The 16,691-nt window shown below is 55.0% G+C and carries 15 protein-coding genes; all 15 read left to right on the top strand.

What is annotated here, in order from left to right; translation table 11 throughout:
* The first annotated feature begins 235 nt into the window (after nucleotides 1-235).
* Nucleotides 236-1,411: a porin gene (locus N879_RS09160; RefSeq protein WP_009456692.1), complete on the top strand. Its 1,176-nt coding sequence runs from the start codon at nucleotides 236-238 to the stop codon at nucleotides 1,409-1,411.
* A 603-nt stretch (nucleotides 1,412-2,014) separates the two neighbouring features.
* The gene (locus N879_RS09155; protein WP_003801061.1) at nucleotides 2,015-2,374 is read left to right on the top strand and encodes an NADH-quinone oxidoreductase subunit A; all 360 of its coding nucleotides are present in this window, start codon (nucleotides 2,015-2,017) and stop codon (nucleotides 2,372-2,374) included.
* Nucleotides 2,375-2,521: 147 nt separating this feature from the next.
* The gene (locus N879_RS09150; RefSeq protein WP_003801059.1) at nucleotides 2,522-2,998 is read left to right on the top strand and encodes a NuoB/complex I 20 kDa subunit family protein; all 477 of its coding nucleotides are present in this window, start codon (nucleotides 2,522-2,524) and stop codon (nucleotides 2,996-2,998) included.
* A 26-nt stretch (nucleotides 2,999-3,024) separates the two neighbouring features.
* Entirely contained in the window at nucleotides 3,025-3,636 is a 612-nt protein-coding gene (locus N879_RS09145; protein WP_009456690.1) for an NADH-quinone oxidoreductase subunit C, read from the top strand.
* A 5-nt stretch (nucleotides 3,637-3,641) separates the two neighbouring features.
* Entirely contained in the window at nucleotides 3,642-4,895 is a 1,254-nt protein-coding gene (locus tag N879_RS09140; protein ID WP_009456688.1) for an NADH-quinone oxidoreductase subunit D, read from the top strand.
* 29 nt (nucleotides 4,896-4,924) lie between these two features.
* Nucleotides 4,925-5,419, top strand: coding sequence for an NADH-quinone oxidoreductase subunit NuoE (gene nuoE / locus N879_RS09135; RefSeq protein ID WP_021446890.1), 495 nt, complete (start codon nucleotides 4,925-4,927; stop codon nucleotides 5,417-5,419).
* The gene (nuoF, locus tag N879_RS09130) at nucleotides 5,416-6,783 is read left to right on the top strand and encodes an NADH-quinone oxidoreductase subunit NuoF (protein WP_009456684.1); all 1,368 of its coding nucleotides are present in this window, start codon (nucleotides 5,416-5,418) and stop codon (nucleotides 6,781-6,783) included. Before nuoE ends, nuoF begins: the two co-directional genes overlap by 4 nt.
* A gap of 14 nt (nucleotides 6,784-6,797) precedes the next feature.
* The gene (gene nuoG / locus N879_RS09125) at nucleotides 6,798-9,128 is read left to right on the top strand and encodes an NADH-quinone oxidoreductase subunit NuoG (RefSeq protein WP_009456682.1); all 2,331 of its coding nucleotides are present in this window, start codon (nucleotides 6,798-6,800) and stop codon (nucleotides 9,126-9,128) included.
* A 1-nt stretch (nucleotide 9,129) separates the two neighbouring features.
* Entirely contained in the window at nucleotides 9,130-10,203 is a 1,074-nt protein-coding gene (gene nuoH, locus N879_RS09120) for an NADH-quinone oxidoreductase subunit NuoH (RefSeq protein WP_009456680.1), read from the top strand.
* A 17-nt stretch (nucleotides 10,204-10,220) separates the two neighbouring features.
* Complete coding sequence (nuoI, locus tag N879_RS09115) at nucleotides 10,221-10,709, top strand: NADH-quinone oxidoreductase subunit NuoI (RefSeq protein ID WP_003801051.1); 489 nt, start codon at nucleotides 10,221-10,223, stop codon at nucleotides 10,707-10,709.
* An 18-nt stretch (nucleotides 10,710-10,727) separates the two neighbouring features.
* A complete protein-coding gene (locus N879_RS09110) occupies nucleotides 10,728-11,369 on the top strand; it encodes an NADH-quinone oxidoreductase subunit J (RefSeq protein WP_009456678.1) in 642 nt (213 codons plus the stop codon).
* Between the two features lie 2 nt (nucleotides 11,370-11,371).
* A complete protein-coding gene (gene nuoK / locus N879_RS09105) occupies nucleotides 11,372-11,680 on the top strand; it encodes an NADH-quinone oxidoreductase subunit NuoK (protein WP_026483136.1) in 309 nt (102 codons plus the stop codon).
* Between the two features lie 15 nt (nucleotides 11,681-11,695).
* Nucleotides 11,696-13,699, top strand: a complete 2,004-nt coding sequence (gene nuoL / locus N879_RS09100; RefSeq protein WP_009456675.1) for an NADH-quinone oxidoreductase subunit L — start codon at nucleotides 11,696-11,698, stop codon at nucleotides 13,697-13,699.
* A 12-nt stretch (nucleotides 13,700-13,711) separates the two neighbouring features.
* A complete protein-coding gene (locus N879_RS09095; RefSeq protein WP_009456674.1) occupies nucleotides 13,712-15,199 on the top strand; it encodes an NADH-quinone oxidoreductase subunit M in 1,488 nt (495 codons plus the stop codon).
* Between the two features lie 11 nt (nucleotides 15,200-15,210).
* Complete coding sequence (gene nuoN, locus N879_RS09090) at nucleotides 15,211-16,689, top strand: NADH-quinone oxidoreductase subunit NuoN (RefSeq protein WP_009456673.1); 1,479 nt, start codon at nucleotides 15,211-15,213, stop codon at nucleotides 16,687-16,689.
* Nucleotides 16,690-16,691: the final 2 nt, after the last annotated feature.

Raw genomic sequence — 16,691 nt, 5'->3', positions numbered from 1 at the left:
AGCCTGCTAATTGTCGTGCTTGTTCAAGGCGGCATGGAAAGCGGCTTCAAGTGGGTTTTTGTTGTGTATAGCCAACAAGCTGTGCACAAAGATTCACGTTTCCGAAGGGTTTCGTAGTCAAGCGACGGGAATTTTGATGCAATAGCGTTAACTTCCCATCGCGGAGTTAGAAAGAGCAGCAGCACTGTTGTAGTTGGGCTGCTCTGATTTACTCAAATCTACGGAGATTTCTTACATGAAAAAGACTCTGCTCGCTGCTGCTCTGATGGCCGGCTTCGCTGGCGTCGCACACGCAGAAACGTCTGTCACCCTGTACGGTATTCTGGACGGTGGTATCGGTTACCAGAAGTTCAAAGGTGTTGATTCTTATGCCTCTAACCGTGATGGTATGGAGTCTGTCAGCCAGAAAAAAACCGGCATGATCAATGGCATCCAGTCCGGCAACCGTTGGGGCCTGAAAGGTTCTGAAGATCTGGGTGACGGCCTGCGCGCTGTGTTTGTTCTGGAAAGCGGTTTCGATCTGGGTACCGGTACTCACAAGCAAAGTGACCGTCTGTTCGGTCGTCAAGCCACTTTGGGTCTGGCTGGTGACAGCTGGGGTCAACTGGACTTCGGTCGTCAAACTAACATCGCCTCCAAGTATCTGCCAGGCGTAGCCGATCCATTCGGTGGTGGTTTTGATCAGGCTAACATCGGTGCTGCTTTCACGGCTGCTAACACCGTTCGTTACGACAACATGATCATGTATCAAACCCCTAACTTCTCCGGCTTCCAGTTCGGCGTTGGTTACTCCTTCAATACTGATGGCCCTCAAGAGTACAAGATCACCAACAGCGCAAGCCCTGAAGATGGTCTGGAGCGCAATCAGCGCGGTATCACTACCGGTCTGCGCTACGCTAACGGCCCAATCGGTATTGCTCTGACATACGATCAGTACAAGACTCGCGAAATCCGCAATCAAATTGGTGATCCTGTGACTGGCGGCGATACTGTCAAGTCCTGGAACATCGGCGGTAGCTACGACTTTGAAGTTGTGAAAGCTCACTTGGCTTTCGGTCAAACTCGTGACGGCCTGTTCGAAGCTCAGTCTTTCAGCGGTGTTGGTATTGATACCAGCAACCTGAAAGGCCTGAAAGTTAACACCTACCTGGTCGGCTTGTCCGCTCCAGTTGGTGCTGGTACTGTGATGGGTTCCTGGACGATGGCTGATCCTCGTTCAGCTCCAGACGCATTGGCTAACACCGGTGCTTCGTGGGAAATGAAGAAACAGCACACTTTCAGCCTGGGTTACAGCCACCCACTGAGCAAGCGCACCAACGTGTACGCAATCGGTTCTTACGCCAAGAACGTGCACTTCCTGCCTGATGGCAAGTCGACTTTGGTCGGCGTTGGTCTGCGTCACCAGTTCTAATCGATTTGCGTAGCATGTCTACGCATTGCGATGAGCAAGTCTTCGGACTTGCTTGAGCTGAAGAAGTATAAAAAGCCATCCTTCGGGATGGCTTTTTTATTGCTCGTTGTTTAGGGTGTTCAGGTCGGTCTGTTTGGATTGCGGCTCTTGGGCTGTTTTGGGGCTGTTGCTTCTGGGGTTGTTGGTATGTGCTTGTCCTCGCTCTTGCGGTTCTGTGTGCGGATCTGTTGAATACGCCGTTGCTGTGCTCCTCTGTGCCTGGTGCCCGAATCGCTTGTGTGTTGTGCTTGCCTATCTATTATTCCGACTGCTCGGTCTTGTTTGTCTTGCTTACAAAATAAGCGCGAAAAATCGTTTTCCTGGCTGTTGTGGCTGACATTTTCCTTACAAAAGCGGGTAAGATAATTAATTAGTGCTTGAAATCGCAACCCTTAATAAATTAAATAATCAATAGTTGAAGGGTTTTTGGTCAGGTAGCTGACAGTTTTTGCGGCATGGGTGCAACACCCTTGCATAGATGTAATGGTTTGGGGTTATCCCCCAAAACTGTGCTCTCAAAATGCTACAATCCAAGAGTTTATTTACTGCGATTGGATGCTTTGCATGAACCTGCAAGAGTACTTTCCCGTTTTGCTATTTATCATCGTCGCCACTGGGATTGGCCTGGCTCTACTTTTAGTCGGTCGAGTGCTCGGTCCAAACCGGCCCGATGCTGAAAAGCTCTCTCCTTACGAATGCGGTTTTGAAGCATTCGGTGATTCGCGCATGAAGGTGGACATTCGTTACTACCTGATCGCGATTCTGTTCATCATGTTCGATCTGGAAATCGCTTTTCTGTTTCCCTGGGCCATGGCCAATGGAACAGTAGGCCTGGTCGGTTTCTGGACCGTTATGGCGTTCCTGGCCGTTTTGACGGTCGGTTTTATCTACGAATGGAAAAAAGGCGCTCTGGACTGGGAGTAAACCCATCCATAGAGAACCCTGCTAGGGGTTTTCGCGTCTGCTGCTGGGCATAAGGGGCACGAGGATGCGTCTTGATGACAGCGGGTTTGGTCAGCAACAGGATAGGCCGGGGCTTCCCAGGGTCTGATCCGGCAAAAGGCAACTACTATGGCTATCGACGGCATTCTCAAAGAAGGTTTTGTGACGACCAGTGCAGACAAGTTTCTGAACTGGGCAAAAACAGGGTCCATGTGGCCCATGACATTTGGTCTGGCCTGTTGTGCAGTGGAAATGATGCACGCTGGTGCAGCTCGTTATGACCTGGACCAATTCGGCATTATTTTCCGTCCCAGTCCACGTCAATCTGACTTGATGATTGTGGCGGGCACCCTGTGCAACAAGATGGCACCCGCCTTGCGTAAGGTGTACGACCAGATGGCCGAGCCACGCTGGGTCGTTTCCATGGGCTCCTGTGCCAACGGTGGCGGTTACTACCACTACTCCTACTCGGTCGTTCGCGGCTGTGATCGCATCGTGCCGGTAGATGTGTATGTGCCAGGCTGCCCTCCGACTGCTGAGGCTTTGGTTTACGGCTTGCTGCAGATGCAGAACAAGATCCGTTTGACCAATACCATCGCACGCTGAACGGTTAGAACAGGCTAAACAAGACTATGACACGGCTAGAAACTTTAAAAACCAACTTGCTCTCTATCCTTGGCGAGCAGGCTGCGTTGACGCAAGCGCGCAATGAACTCACTTTGGAAGTGCCCGCTGATGCATGGGTCGACACTTGCACATTGCTTCGCGACCACGCTGATCTGCGCTTTGAGACCTGTATCGACTTGTGCGGGATTGATTATTCCGCCTGGAAAGCGCCTACCTATCAGGCTGCATCGGCTCAGTTTCCCCATCGCTTTGCCGTCGTACTGCACCTGATGTCCTTGAAGCACAACTGGCGCCTGCGTGTGCGCTGCTTTGTGCCCAACGACGATTTCCCCGCTTTGCCAACCCTGTTCGAGGTCTGGCCGTCGGTGAACTGGTTCGAGCGCGAGGCGTTTGACCTATACGGCATTATTTTCGAGAACCACCCTGATCTGCGTCGCATCCTGACCGACTATGGTTTCATCGGTCATCCGTTCCGCAAAGACTTCCCCATCTCCGGCTACGTCGAAATGCGCTATGACACCGAGCAGAAGCGGGTCATTTACCAGCCCGTCACCATTGAGCCGCGTGAAATCACGCCACGAGTGGTGCGCGAGGACGATTACGGAATTGGGCGATAAGCATCATGGCAGAAATTCAAAACTACACCCTGAACTTTGGTCCTCAGCACCCAGCCGCACACGGTGTGTTGCGTTTGGTGCTTGAGCTGGACGGCGAAGTCATTCAGCGTGCTGACCCCCATATTGGTTTGTTGCATCGCGCCACCGAAAAGCTGGCCGAGCACCGCACTTTCCTGCAAACCCTGCCATACATGGATCGTCTGGACTATGTGTCCATGATGGTCAACGAGCACGCTTACTGTATGGCCGTGGAGCGTCTGGTCGGTGTTGAGGTGCCGTTGCGTGCCCAATACATCCGCGTCATGTTTGACGAGATCACCCGCATCCTGAACCACCTGATGTCGGTCGGTTCGCATGCGCTGGACGTGGGTGCCATGGCTGTGTTCCTGTACGCCTTCCGTGAACGTGAAGACCTGATGGACTGCTACGAAGCGGTCTCCGGCGCCCGTTTGCACGCGGCCTACTACCGTCCAGGTGGCGTTTACCGCGATCTGCCCGGCACCATGCCTCAGTACAAGGCCAACAAATACCGCTCCGACAAAGAACTGAAAGCCATGAACGAAGCGCGTTCGGGTTCTTTGCTGGATTTCATCGAAGACTTCACCAACCGTTTCCCCACTTGTGTCGACGAATACGAAACCCTGCTGACCGATAACCGTATCTGGAAGCAGCGTCTGGTGGGCGTGGGCGTGGTCGATCCTGATCGTGCCAAGGCGCTGGGCTTTACCGGCCCCATGCTGCGTGGTTCGGGCGTGGAGTGGGATCTGCGCAAGATGCAGCCCTACGAAGTCTATGATCGCGTCGAATTTGATATTCCTGTGGGTCGCAACGGTGACTCTTACGACCGTTACCTTGTTCGTATCGCGGAAATGCGCGAGAGCAACCGCATCATCCGTCAGTGTGTACAGTGGCTGCGCAACAACCCCGGTCCTGTCATCACGGATAACCACAAAGTGGCGCCGCCATCGCGCGAACGCATGAAAACCGGGATGGAGGACTTGATCCACCATTTCAAACTGTTCTCCGAAGGTATGCACGTGCCTACTGGCGAAGTGTATGCCGGTGTGGAGCATCCCAAGGGCGAGTTTGGCATTTATCTGGTATCTGACGGCGGTAACAAGCCTTACCGCATGAAGATCCGTGCTCCGGGCTTCGTCCACTTGCAGGCCCTCGATGAAATGAGCCGCGGTCACATGATTGCCGACGCGGTAACGATCATCGGCACGCAGGACATTGTGTTTGGCGAGATCGACCGCTAAGGTCGCGCCTGGAAAAACGGAACCGAATTATGTTGCTTTCCGAAAAAGCCTACCAACAGATAGATAAGGAACTGAGCAAGTTCCCGGCAGATCAACGTCGCTCTGCCATCATGGCCTCCCTGGCCATTGCCCAGCAGGAAAAAGGCTGGGTATCGCCAGAAATTATCGAGGATGTGGCTCAATATATTGGCGTGGAGCCTATCGCTGTGCAGGAGGTTGCGACCTTCTACAACATGTTCCACACCAAGCCCGTTGGCCGCGTCACCATTTCCGTTTGCACCAACTTGCCCTGTGCGCTGCGTGATGGCGTCAAGGCAGGCGAGTACCTGAAAGAGAAACTGGGTATCGAATACGGTGAAACCACGGCGGACGGCCAGTTCTCCCTGATCATGGGAGAGTGCATGGGTTCATGTGGTGATTCGCCCGTCATGCTGCTGAACAATCAGCATATGTGCGTGCGCATGGAAGCCGAGCGCATTGATGCCATGCTCGAAGAATTGAAGACATACGGAGAATCGGCATGATTGCACCGGACATTCTGCGCAAGTTCGCACAGGGATTGGAACCTAACCCTGGTGGCGACCTGTCGCGCAGCATGATTTTTCATGATCGTCATATTCAGCCACAGATTCTGGCTGGTTTGAACGGCGACAACTGGGGCCTGGAAGAGTACGTCAAACGTGGTGGCTATGAAGCTCTGCGTAAAGTACTGACTACCGGCATGAAGCCCGAAGACGTGATTGCTGAAGTCAAGACTTCGGCCTTGCGCGGTCGTGGTGGTGCAGGTTTTCCATCGGGTTTGAAGTGGAGCTTCATGCCCCGCAGCTTGCCCGGACAAAAGTACCTGGTATGTAACTCCGACGAGGGCGAACCCGGCACTTTCAAAGACCGCGATATCCTGCGTTTCAACCCGCACATCGTGATCGAAGGCATGGCCATTGCAGCCTACGCCATGGGTATTACCGTGGGCTACAACTACATCCACGGTGAAGTGTTCGAAATCTATCAGCGTTTTGAAGAAGCGCTGGAACAGGCCCGTGCGGCAGGCTTTCTGGGTGACAAGATCCTGGGTTCGGATTTCAGCTTCCAGCTGCATGCGTTCCACGGTTACGGTGCCTATATTTGCGGTGAAGAAACTGCGCTGCTGGAGTCCCTGGAAGGCAAGAAGGGCCAGCCTCGCTTCAAACCACCATTCCCGGCCAGTTTTGGTCTGTACGGCAAGCCGACGACCATCAACAACACCGAAACCTTCGCGGCTGTACCCTGGATTTTGCGCAACAGCGGTCAGGAATACCTGGAAGTGGGTATCCCCAATGCGGGCGGTACCAAGATCTTCTCCATTACTGGCGACGTGGAGCGTCCCGGTAACTACGAAGTGCCTCTGGGTACGCCGTTTGCCACCTTGCTGGAACTGGCAGGCGGCATGCGCGACGGTCGCAAACTGAAAGCTGTGATCCCTGGTGGTTCCAGCTCGCCCGTTTTGCCCGCCGACATCATCATGGCGACCAACCTGGACTATGACTCCATTGCCAAGGCTGGTTCCATGCTGGGTTCGGGCGCTGTCATCGTGATGGACGAGACTCGTTGCATGGTCAAGTCCCTGCTGCGCCTGTCCTATTTTTACTATCACGAAAGCTGCGGCCAGTGCACGCCGTGCCGGGAAGGCACAGGCTGGTTGTGGCGCATGGTGCATCGTATCGAGAACGGTCAAGGTCGCCCAGAAGATCTGGACATGCTCGATGACATCGCACAGAACATCATGGGTCGCACCATTTGCGCCCTGGGTGATGCTGCTGCCATGCCGGTGCGCAGTTTCGTTAAGCATTTCCGCGACGAGTTCGCACACCACATCGAGCATAAAGGCTGTGTGGTGCCTCAATATTTGTAGGCCAGGACAACGTAATGGTAGAACTCACCATCGATGGCATTAAAGTTGACGCCCCGGAAGGCAGCATGGTCATTCAGGCTGCCCATGACGCCGGGGTCTACGTGCCGCACTTCTGTTATCACAAAAAACTGAGTATTGCCGCCAACTGCCGCATGTGTTTGGTGGACGTGGAAAAAGCGCCCAAGCCTTTGCCTGCTTGCGCCACTCCCGTCACCAACGGCATGGTTGTGCGTACTCGTTCGGAAAAAGCCATTGCCGCTCAAAAAAGCGTCATGGAATTCCTGCTGATCAACCACCCCCTGGATTGCCCCGTGTGCGACCAGGGCGGTGAGTGTCAGCTACAGGATCTGGCCGTGGGTTACGGTGGCTCCGAGTCGCGCTACAAGGAAGAAAAGCGCGTTGTGGCCGCCAAATCCATGGGCCCACTGATCTCGACCGAAGCCATGCAGCGCTGCATTCACTGCACCCGCTGTGTGCGTACTGGCGAAGAAATCGCCGGCGTTCAAGAGGTTGGTATGCTCAACCGCGGCGAGCACGCCGAAATCACCACCTTTGTGGGACGCGCAGTCGAGTCCGAATTGTCGGGCAACATGATTGACGTTTGCCCCGTGGGTGCCTTGCTGTCCAAACCCTTCCGCTTCAATGCCCGTACCTGGGAATTGGCCCGTCGTCGCAGCGTTAGCCCGCACGACAGCGTGGGTGCCAACCTGGTGCTGCAAGCCAAGATGGACAAGGTGCTGCGTGTTGTTCCTTTCGAGAACGACGAAGTCAACGAGTGCTGGATCAGCGACCGTGACCGTTTCTCCTACGAAGGCCTGTACACCGAAGATCGTCTGACTCGCCCCATGGTGCGCGGTGATGACGGCCAGTGGCGCGAAGCCTCCTGGAACGACGCCATGCAAACCATCGTTGCCGGCATGAACGCCGTGCGCGAGAAGTTTGGTGCAGATCAGCTGGGCTGTATTGGTTCGGCTACCTCCACGACTGAAGAACTGGCTTTGTTGGCTCGTCTGGGTCGTGCTCTGGGTACCGAAAACGTGGACTTCCGTCTGCGTCAGACCGATGCCCGTCTGGATGGTGCTCTGGCCGGTGTGCCTTGGTTGGGTATGCCTCTGACCGCCTTGAACGAGCTCGATCGCGTTCTGGTCGTGGGCTCCTTCCTGCGTAAAGATCACCCCTTGATGGCCCAGCGTCTGCGTCAGGCTGTCAAACGTGGCGCTCAAGTTTCCTTTATTGATTCGGCTGCCGATAATCCATTGTTCAATGCGATTGCTGGCCGCATGACGGTGGCTCCCAGCCAGTTGGCCAACTCCCTGGCTCAAGTGCTGGTTGCCGTTGCCAAAGCCAAAGACAGCGCAGTTCCTGCGGGTCTGGAAGGCGTGCAAGTTTCTGCTGAAGCTCAGCAGATTGCTGACAGCCTGGTTTCCGGCGAACGCGTGGCTATCTTGCTGGGCAATATGGCTGTCAACTCGGATCAGGCCAGCGTAATTGCTGCCAACGCCAATGCGATTGCACAGGCTAGCGGTGCCAAGCTGGGCTTCCTGACTGCCGGTGGTAACACCGTGGGTGGCTACTTGGCTAACGCCGTACCGGGCAAGGGCGGTTTGACTGCCGAGCAAATGCTGGCTCAAACCCTGCGTGCTTACCTGGTTCTGAATGTTGAGCCAGCACTGGACAGCGATCTGGGCGAACGTGCAGTAGAAACACTGAAGTCCGCCACCTTCTCGGTCGCGCTGACTTCCTATCGTTCCGCTGCCGAGCAGTGGGCCGATGTGATGCTGCCTGTGTCTCCTTTCACTGAAACCTCCGGCACCTTCGTGAACGCCGAAGGCCGTGTACAAAGCTTCAAGGGTGCTGCTGCTCCTGTGGGCGATACACGTCCGGCCTGGAAGGTTCTGCGCGTGCTGGGCAATCTGTTCCAGCTGGATGGTTTTGACGATGAAACCTCGGAATCGGTTCGTGACTCTGTCATGGCTGCCGGTGTGGAATCGCGTCTGTCCAACCAGATCAATCTGGCTGCCAGCGTTCTGCCTGCAGCAAGCGGTCTGGAGCGTGTGGCAGATGTGCCTATCTACCGTAGCGATGCGCTGGTGCGCCGTTCGGCTCCCTTGCAGGAAACACCTGCTTCGGCAGCACCTACGGCTCGCATGGCCGCTGCCACGATGGCCCAACTGGGTCTGGCTGACGGCGATCTGGTAAAGGTTCGTTCTTCGCAAGGCGAAGTCAGCCTGCCAGCTCAGCTGGATGACACCGTGGCATTGAACTCGGTGCGTGTTGCCACCGCTTTTTCTGAAACAGCCGCTTTGGGTAGCGCATTCGGTCAATTGACAGTGGAGCGTGCATAACATGGAATTTCTCTCTGCCATCAATAGCTACGGCACGGACCTGCTGGGTCCGACCGCATGGTATGTGGTGTGGACGCTGCTGAAGGTTGTTGCCATCGCTGTGCCCGTCATTCTGTGTGTTGCCTACCTGACTTACTGGGAACGCAAGATGATCGGCTTCATGCACGTTCGTCTGGGACCAACCCGTGTTGGTTACCGTGGCTTGCTGCAGCCTTTCGCTGACGTTTTCAAACTGCTGACCAAAGAGCTGATCGTTCCTGCGAAGTCCAACAAGGTCCTTTACCTGCTGGCTCCGGTTGTGACGCTGATGCCTGCTCTGGCTGCCTGGGCTGTGATTCCTTTCAGCCCCGATGTGGTTCTGTCCGACGTTAACGCCGGTCTGCTGTACATTCTGGCGATTACCTCGCTGGGTGTGTACGGTGTGATCGTGGCCGGTTGGGCTTCCAACTCCAAGTACGCCTTGCTGGGTGGTCTGCGTGCAGCCGCTCAGGTGCTGTCCTACGAGCTGGCCATCGGTTTCGTGCTGATTACCGTGCTGCTGGTTTCCGGCACGCTGAATCTGTCGGGCATCGTGGTCGGTCAGACTCAGGGTTACTTTGCGGACAAGGGCTTGAACTTCCTGTCCTGGAACTGGCTGCCATTGCTGCCACTGTTTGTGATCTACGTGATTTCCGCCGTTGCTGAAACCAACCGTCACCCGTTTGACGTGGTGGAAGGCGAATCGGAAATTGTGGCCGGTCCCATGGTGGAGTACTCCGGTACCGGTTTCGCTCTGTTCTTCCTGGGCGAATACGCCAACATGATTTTCCTGTCGGCTCTGGCGTCCATCATGTTCTTGGGTGGCTGGACTCCCATTGTCGAGTTCGCTCCATTTACCTGGATTCCGGGGTGGCTGTGGCTGGGTCTGAAGACCTTTGTCGTGGTCTCCATGTTCATCTGGTTCCGTGCAACGTTCCCACGTTACCGCTATGACCAGATCATGCGTTTGGGCTGGAAAGTATTTATCCCGCTGACCGGTGTTTGGCTGGTTATTGTGGCGATCTGGATGCAGACGCCCTGGAACATCTGGCATTAAGGCTAAGGGGCAAGATTATGGAAGCAATCAAAGATTTCTTTGGCAGCCTGATGCTGTCCGAGATGCTCAAAGGCATGCGCCTGACGGGGAAGTATTTCTTCAAGCGCAAGGTAACCCTGCGTTATCCCGTTGAAACCACGCCCGCTTCGCCACGTTTTCGCGGCCTGCACGCTTTGCGTCGCTACGAAAACGGCGAAGAGCGTTGCATCGCGTGCAAACTGTGCGAGGCCGTATGTCCCGCCATGGCCATCTCGATCGAATCGGCAGAGCGCGAGGACGGCACCCGCCGTACTACGCGTTATGACATCGATCTGGCCAAGTGTATTTTCTGTGGTTTCTGTGAAGAAAGTTGCCCGGTCGATTCGATCGTGGAAACGCACATTCACGAGTACCACGGTGAAAAACGCGGCGATTTGTACTACACCAAGGACATGCTGCTGGCTATCGGTGACCGCTACGAAGACGAGATCGCTCGTCGTCGTGCCGCAGATGCACCTTATCGCTAAGGCCGGAGCTCTACACTCATGTTATTTACTACTGTTCTGTTTTATGTGCTGGCGCTGGTGATGGTGGTGGCCGCGTATCGCGTGATCGCTGCCAAGAATCCGGTTACAGCCGTATTGCATTTGATTCTGGTGTTCTTCACGGCCGCCATGATGTGGATCACGATGGGCGCCGAGTTCCTGGGCCTCTTGCTGGTGGTGGTCTATGTGGGCGCCGTGATGGTGATGTTCCTGTTCGTCATCATGATGCTGGACGTTCGTCAGGAATCCGCTGCCAAGAAATTCAAGGCTCACGTGCCTATGGGGCTGTTGATCGGCGCCATCATGGTTCTGGAAATGGGCTTTGTGCTGACCAAGCTGTGGTTCACAACGGCACCTGCTGCCGCGGTGGCTGCGGACTACAACAACACCCGTGTTATTGGCGAGTTGATGTACTCCCAGTACGTGCTGGCGGTGTTGCTCGGTGGCATTGTGCTGCTGGTTGGCATGATCTCGGCCATTGCACTGACTCTGCGTAAACGTGAAGGTGTCAAACGCACCGTCTCCAGCGAACAAGTCAAGGTTCGTTCGCAAGACCGTCTGCGCATGGTTTCCATTCCTTCTCAAACCGAAAAGCCGTCGGCGTCCAGTTCGGCTGACGCTGTCGTGCCAGGAGACAAATGATGATGACGCTGACGCTTGCGCACTATTTGGTCCTGGGCGCTGTGCTGTTCACGATCGGCCTGTTCGGCTTTTTCCTGAACCGTCGCAACCTGATTATCTTGCTCATGTCTGTTGAGCTGATTCTTTTGTCGGCCAACATGAACTTTGTGGCCTTCTCCACCTGGATGGGCAACGAGGCAGGTCAGGTGTTTGTCTTTTTCGTCCTGACGGTCGCTGCGGCCGAGGCGGCCATTGGTCTTGCAATTCTGGTTCTGTTGTTCCGTAACCTTAATTCGATCAATGTCCAGGATCTCGACCAGCTCAAGGGTTGATGGGATAGCACACTAATGAACTCCATAAATCTTTACTTAACGATTGCGCTTGCTCCCCTGGTGGGTTCGGCGCTAGCCGGTTTGTTCGGTACCGGCTTTCTGGGTCGATTTATCGGCAAGACAGGCGCTCACCTGATTACGATCGCGGGCGTGCTGATTTCCTTTATCGGCTCGGTCATGGTCATGTTGCAGGTTCTGGAAGGCCAGACCTTTAACGGTCCGGTCTACACCTGGATCACCATTGGCAGCATTCAGTGGGATATCGGCTTTCTGATCGACAAGCTGACTGCCCTGATGATGGTGGTGGTGACGTCCGTGTCGCTGATGGTGCATATCTACACCATTGGCTACATGAAAGATGATCCGGGCTACCAGCGCTTTTTCTCCTACATCTCGCTGTTTACCTTCTCGATGCTGATGCTGGTCATGTCCAACAACATGCTGCAACTGTTCTTCGGTTGGGAAGCGGTGGGTCTGGTGTCTTACCTGCTGATCGGTTTCTGGTACGAGCGCAAGACTGCCATTTTTGCCAACATGAAGGCCTTCCTGGTCAACCGTGTGGGTGACTTCGGTTTTGCTCTGGGTATTGGCTTGCTCTACGCCTACACCGGCTCCATGAACTACAGCGACGTGTTCGCCAAGGTTCAGGAACTGAGCACCATGACATTCCCCGGTACTGACTGGCAATTGCTGACCGTTGCTGCTCTGGCCCTGTTTGTGGGTGCCATGGGTAAATCGGCTCAGGTTCCTTTGCACAGCTGGCTGCCTGACTCCATGGAAGGTCCTACTCCTATCTCGGCGCTGATTCACGCCGCGACCATGGTGACGGCCGGTATCTTCATGGTGGCTCGTTTCTCGCCTGTGTTTGAACAGTCGACAACCGCGCTGTCCTTCATCATCGTGATCGGTGCAACGGGTGCCTTGTTCCTGGGCTTGCTGGGTATTATCCAGAACGACGTCAAACGCGTTGTGGCTTACTCCACCTTGTCCCAGCTGGGTTACATGACGGTCGCTCTGGGTGCTTCGGCTTACTCGGCTGCTGTGTTCCACCTGATGACACACGCTTTCTTCAAAGCCTTGCTGTTCCTGGGCGCTGGTTCGGTGATTATCGGTATGCACCACGATCAGGACATCCGCAATATGGGTGGTCTGCGCAAGTACATGCCTATTACCTGGCTGACTTTCCTGATCGGTACGCTGGCTCTGGTGGGTACGCCGTTCTTCTCGGGTTTCTACTCGAAAGAGCACATCATCGAAGCCGCAGGCGAAGCCGGTATCTGGGGTTCGACCTACGCTTACTACGCCACACTGATCGGTGTGTTCGTCACCTCGCTGTACTCCTTCCGTCTGTACTTCCTGGTATTCCACGGCAAAGAGCGCTTCCGTGACGTCAAGCACGACGAGTCGCATGGTCACGACGACCATCACGCTCACGGTGGCGATCCTCACGAGTCGCCTTGGGTGGTTACGCTGCCTCTGGTTCTGCTGGCCATTCCGTCGATCTTCGCCGGTATCTGGTTCGTTGATCCATTGCTGTTCGGTGGCTACTTTGAAGGCATTGTGACGGTTCTGCCTGACCATCCTGCAATGGCAACGCTGGCCGAGCACTGGACCGACTGGATGGCTTACGCCGTACACGGTTTTGGCACACTGCCATTCTGGCTGGTTGTGGCTGGTGCTGTGGTGGCCTGGTACATGTACCTGGTTAATCCTGCTTTGCCTGCCGCTATCAAAAAGAACTGCTCTTTTATCTACCGTATCCTGGAGAACAAGTACTACGTTGACTGGTTCAACGAGCAAGTGCTGTCTCGTGGCGTTCGCTGCCTGGGTACGGGCCTCTGGAAAGGTGCTGACCGCGGTCTGATTGACGGCCTGGTGGTCAACGGTAGTGCACGCGTAGTGGGCTGGGTGGCTGCAATCAGCCGTCATCTCCAGTCCGGCTATGTCTATCACTACGCCTTTGCCATGATCCTCGGGATCCTGGCGCTCTTATCCTTTTTTGTACTGACGGTTCGGTAAATGGCTAGCGATATGGCGTCTTCTACTCTTCCTTGGTTAACGCTGGCGATTTTCGTACCTATCGTCGCTGGTCTGTTGGTGCTGGCTCTGGGGCGTGATGATCGTCCCACCTTCACCCGCTGGCTGGCTCTGCTGGGTTCGATTGCCGGTCTTGTTGTCACTATTCCTCTGTACACGGGCTTCAATCTCGGTACGGCCGACATGCAGTTTGTCGAGCTGGCCCCCTGGATTGATGCCTTCAAGGTGAATTACCACCTTGGCGTGGACGGTATTTCCATGTGGTTTGTTCTGCTGACCGCTTTCATCACGGTGATCGTGGTGCTGGCGGGCTGGCAGGTGATCAAGAACCGCGTGGCGCAATACATGGGTGCCTTCCTGATCCTGTCGGGTCTGATGGTTGGCGTGTTTGCCGCTCTGGATGGCTTGCTGTTCTACGTGTTCTTTGAAGCCACGCTGATCCCGATGTACTTGATCATCGGTATCTGGGGTGGTCCGAACCGCGTGTATGCATCGGTCAAGTTCTTCTTGTACACCTTGCTCGGCTCGCTGTTGACCCTGATCGCATTCATCTACTTGTGGAATGTGTCCGGCGGTACTTTCGATATCCTGACCTGGCATAAAGTGCCGCTGGATTACACCACTCAGGTGCTGATCTTTGCTGCTCTGTTCATGGCTTTTGCTGTGAAGGTGCCTATGTGGCCTGTCCACACCTGGTTGCCGGATGCCCACGTGGAAGCACCTACTGGTGGTTCCGTGGTGCTGGCTGCCATCATGTTGAAACTGGGTGCTTACGGTTTCCTGCGCTTTTCCCTGCCCATCGCTCCTGATGCTTCGCAAGGTCTGGCCGGAATCATCATTGCCCTGTCTCTGGTCGCGGTGATCTACATTGGTCTGGTCGCCATCGTTCAGGACGATATGAAAAAGCTGGTGGCTTACTCCTCTGTGGCTCACATGGGTTTTGTCACGCTGGGCTTTTTCGTGTTCAACACCACGGGTATGGAAGGCGCGATCATGCAAATGATCTCGCACGGTTTCGTGTCCGGTGCCATGTTCCTGTGTATCGGTGTTCTGTACGACCGTCTGCACAGCCGCCAAATCGCCGATTACGGTGGTGTGGTCAAGGTGATGCCTCGTTTCGTTACCTTCTTTGTGCTGTTCTCGATGGCCAACAGCGGTTTGCCAGGCACCAGCGGCTTTATCGGTGAGTTCACCGTCATCATGGGCGCGGTGGAGTACAACTTCTGGATCGGTCTGCTGACAGCAACAGCGCTGATTACAGGCGCGTCTTACTCGCTGTGGATGCTCAAGCGCGTGGCCTTTGGCCCCGTGGGTAACGACAATGTTGCCGGCATGAGCGACCTGAGTGGCCGTGAGTTCTTCGTTCTTGGCGTAATGGCGATTGCGGTGCTGGGCATGGGTGTGTATCCCAAGCCATTTACCGAGGTCATGCACGTTTCGGTTGAAGCGTTGCTGCAACACGTCTCCATCTCGAAACTGTAGGCCGAATCACTATGGATACTACCTTTAACTTTTCTCTGGCTTTGCCCGAGATCCTGCTCCTGGTTCTGGCTTCGTGTGTGCTGATTTTTGATGCTTTCAGCAAACACAAACAGCGCCACTCGACGTTTGTTCTGAGCCTGTTGACGCTTGCCGTGGTTGCGGCCAGCGTAGCCTGGCAGTGGTCCAAGGGTGTGAGCGGTGTCTCGTTTGGTGGCCTGTTCGTCGCAGACGAGTTGGCGCACTTCCTGAAGCTGCTTTCGTGTGCTGCGGTCGCCGCTACCCTGATCTACGGTCGTGAGTACGCTGAACAGCGCGACATGATGGAACGCGGTGGTGAACTCTACACCCTGACTCTGATGGCCCTGCTGGGCCAGATGATCATGATTTCGGCCAACAGCATGTTGACCGCTTATCTGGGTGTGGAGCTGATGTCCTTTGCGCTGTACGCACTGGTTGCGCTGCGTCGTGAACACCGTCAGTCCATTGAAGCGGCGTTGAAATACTTCGTTCTGGGTGCTTTGGCATCGGGTATCTTGCTGTACGGTATGTCCATGATTTTTGGCGCTACCGGCCATCTGGAATTCCCACGTATCGCTGAAGTCATCGCTAACGGTCAAGCCGAGCGTCTGGCTCTGGTCTTCGGTGTGGTGTTTGTTGTGGCAGGTCTGGCCTTCAAATTGACGGCTGCTCCTTTCCATATGTGGACACCGGACGTCTATCAAGGCGCTCCTACTACCGTTACCCTGATCATCGGTGCTGCTCCTAAACTGGCTGCTTTTGCCGTAACCATGCGCTTCCTGGTTGAGGCTCTGCACGGTATTGCCGTGGACTGGCAGCCCATGTTGCTGATCATGGCTGTGCTGTCGCTGGCTCTGGGTAACCTGACTGCGATCATGCAAAAGAATCTCAAGCGTATGCTTGCGTATTCGACCATCTCGCACATGGGTTTCATTTTCCTGGGCTTGCTGGCTGGCGTGTTCAATGGCGAGACTCACTCTCAAGCCTACGGTGCTTCGCTGTTCTATGTGGTGATCTACGTTCTGACCACCCTGAGCACTTTCGGTCTGATCCTGATCCTGAGCCGTCGTGGTTTTGAATGCGAAAACATCAGCGACCTGAAGGGCCTGAACCGCCGTAACCCTGGTCTGGCCTTGATCTGGCTGCTATCCATGTTCTCCCTGGCTGGTATTCCTCCGCTGTCCGGCTTTGCTGCCAAGCTGAGTGTTCTGCAAGCTGTGGTGGGTGCGGGCTATGTCTGGCTGGCCGTGTTTGCCGTCATCATGTCCTTGATCGGTGCTTTCTACTACCTGCGTGTCGTGAAGGTTGTTTACTTCGACGAACCTGAAGGTGAAGAGCATCCTGTGGCAACGGGCTTGCTGACCAAGCTGGTCATGCTGGTAAACGGCGTTCTGATTATCGGCCTGGGCGTTTTGCCTGGTGGCTTGATGGACACCTGCATCCGCGTGATTCAGTCTTCCTTGCAGTTTTAAGT

The sequence above is a fragment of the Alcaligenes sp. EGD-AK7 genome, from assembly GCF_000465875.3.
Taxonomy (GTDB): Bacteria; Pseudomonadota; Gammaproteobacteria; order Burkholderiales; family Burkholderiaceae_B; genus Alcaligenes; species Alcaligenes phenolicus.
The sequence above is the reverse complement of the archived record's forward strand: the minus strand, read 5'-3'. Positions and strand labels throughout refer to the sequence as shown.

What these genes read in the sequence shown, in the direction of transcription:
- N879_RS09160 (WP_009456692.1), top strand. Translation starts at nt 236, where the DNA reads ATGAAAAAGACTCTGCTCGCTGCTGCTCTGATGGCCGGCTTCGCTGGC.
- N879_RS09155 (WP_003801061.1), top strand. Translation starts at nt 2,015, where the DNA reads ATGAACCTGCAAGAGTACTTTCCCGTTTTGCTATTTATCATCGTCGCC.
- N879_RS09150 (WP_003801059.1), top strand. Translation starts at nt 2,522, where the DNA reads ATGGCTATCGACGGCATTCTCAAAGAAGGTTTTGTGACGACCAGTGCA.
- N879_RS09145 (WP_009456690.1), top strand. Translation starts at nt 3,025, where the DNA reads ATGACACGGCTAGAAACTTTAAAAACCAACTTGCTCTCTATCCTTGGC.
- N879_RS09140 (WP_009456688.1), top strand. Translation starts at nt 3,642, where the DNA reads ATGGCAGAAATTCAAAACTACACCCTGAACTTTGGTCCTCAGCACCCA.
- nuoE (WP_021446890.1), top strand. Translation starts at nt 4,925, where the DNA reads ATGTTGCTTTCCGAAAAAGCCTACCAACAGATAGATAAGGAACTGAGC.
- nuoF (WP_009456684.1), top strand. Translation starts at nt 5,416, where the DNA reads ATGATTGCACCGGACATTCTGCGCAAGTTCGCACAGGGATTGGAACCT.
- nuoG (WP_009456682.1), top strand. Translation starts at nt 6,798, where the DNA reads ATGGTAGAACTCACCATCGATGGCATTAAAGTTGACGCCCCGGAAGGC.
- nuoH (WP_009456680.1), top strand. Translation starts at nt 9,130, where the DNA reads ATGGAATTTCTCTCTGCCATCAATAGCTACGGCACGGACCTGCTGGGT.
- nuoI (WP_003801051.1), top strand. Translation starts at nt 10,221, where the DNA reads ATGGAAGCAATCAAAGATTTCTTTGGCAGCCTGATGCTGTCCGAGATG.
- N879_RS09110 (WP_009456678.1), top strand. Translation starts at nt 10,728, where the DNA reads ATGTTATTTACTACTGTTCTGTTTTATGTGCTGGCGCTGGTGATGGTG.
- nuoK (WP_026483136.1), top strand. Translation starts at nt 11,372, where the DNA reads ATGACGCTGACGCTTGCGCACTATTTGGTCCTGGGCGCTGTGCTGTTC.
- nuoL (WP_009456675.1), top strand. Translation starts at nt 11,696, where the DNA reads ATGAACTCCATAAATCTTTACTTAACGATTGCGCTTGCTCCCCTGGTG.
- N879_RS09095 (WP_009456674.1), top strand. Translation starts at nt 13,712, where the DNA reads ATGGCGTCTTCTACTCTTCCTTGGTTAACGCTGGCGATTTTCGTACCT.
- nuoN (WP_009456673.1), top strand. Translation starts at nt 15,211, where the DNA reads ATGGATACTACCTTTAACTTTTCTCTGGCTTTGCCCGAGATCCTGCTC.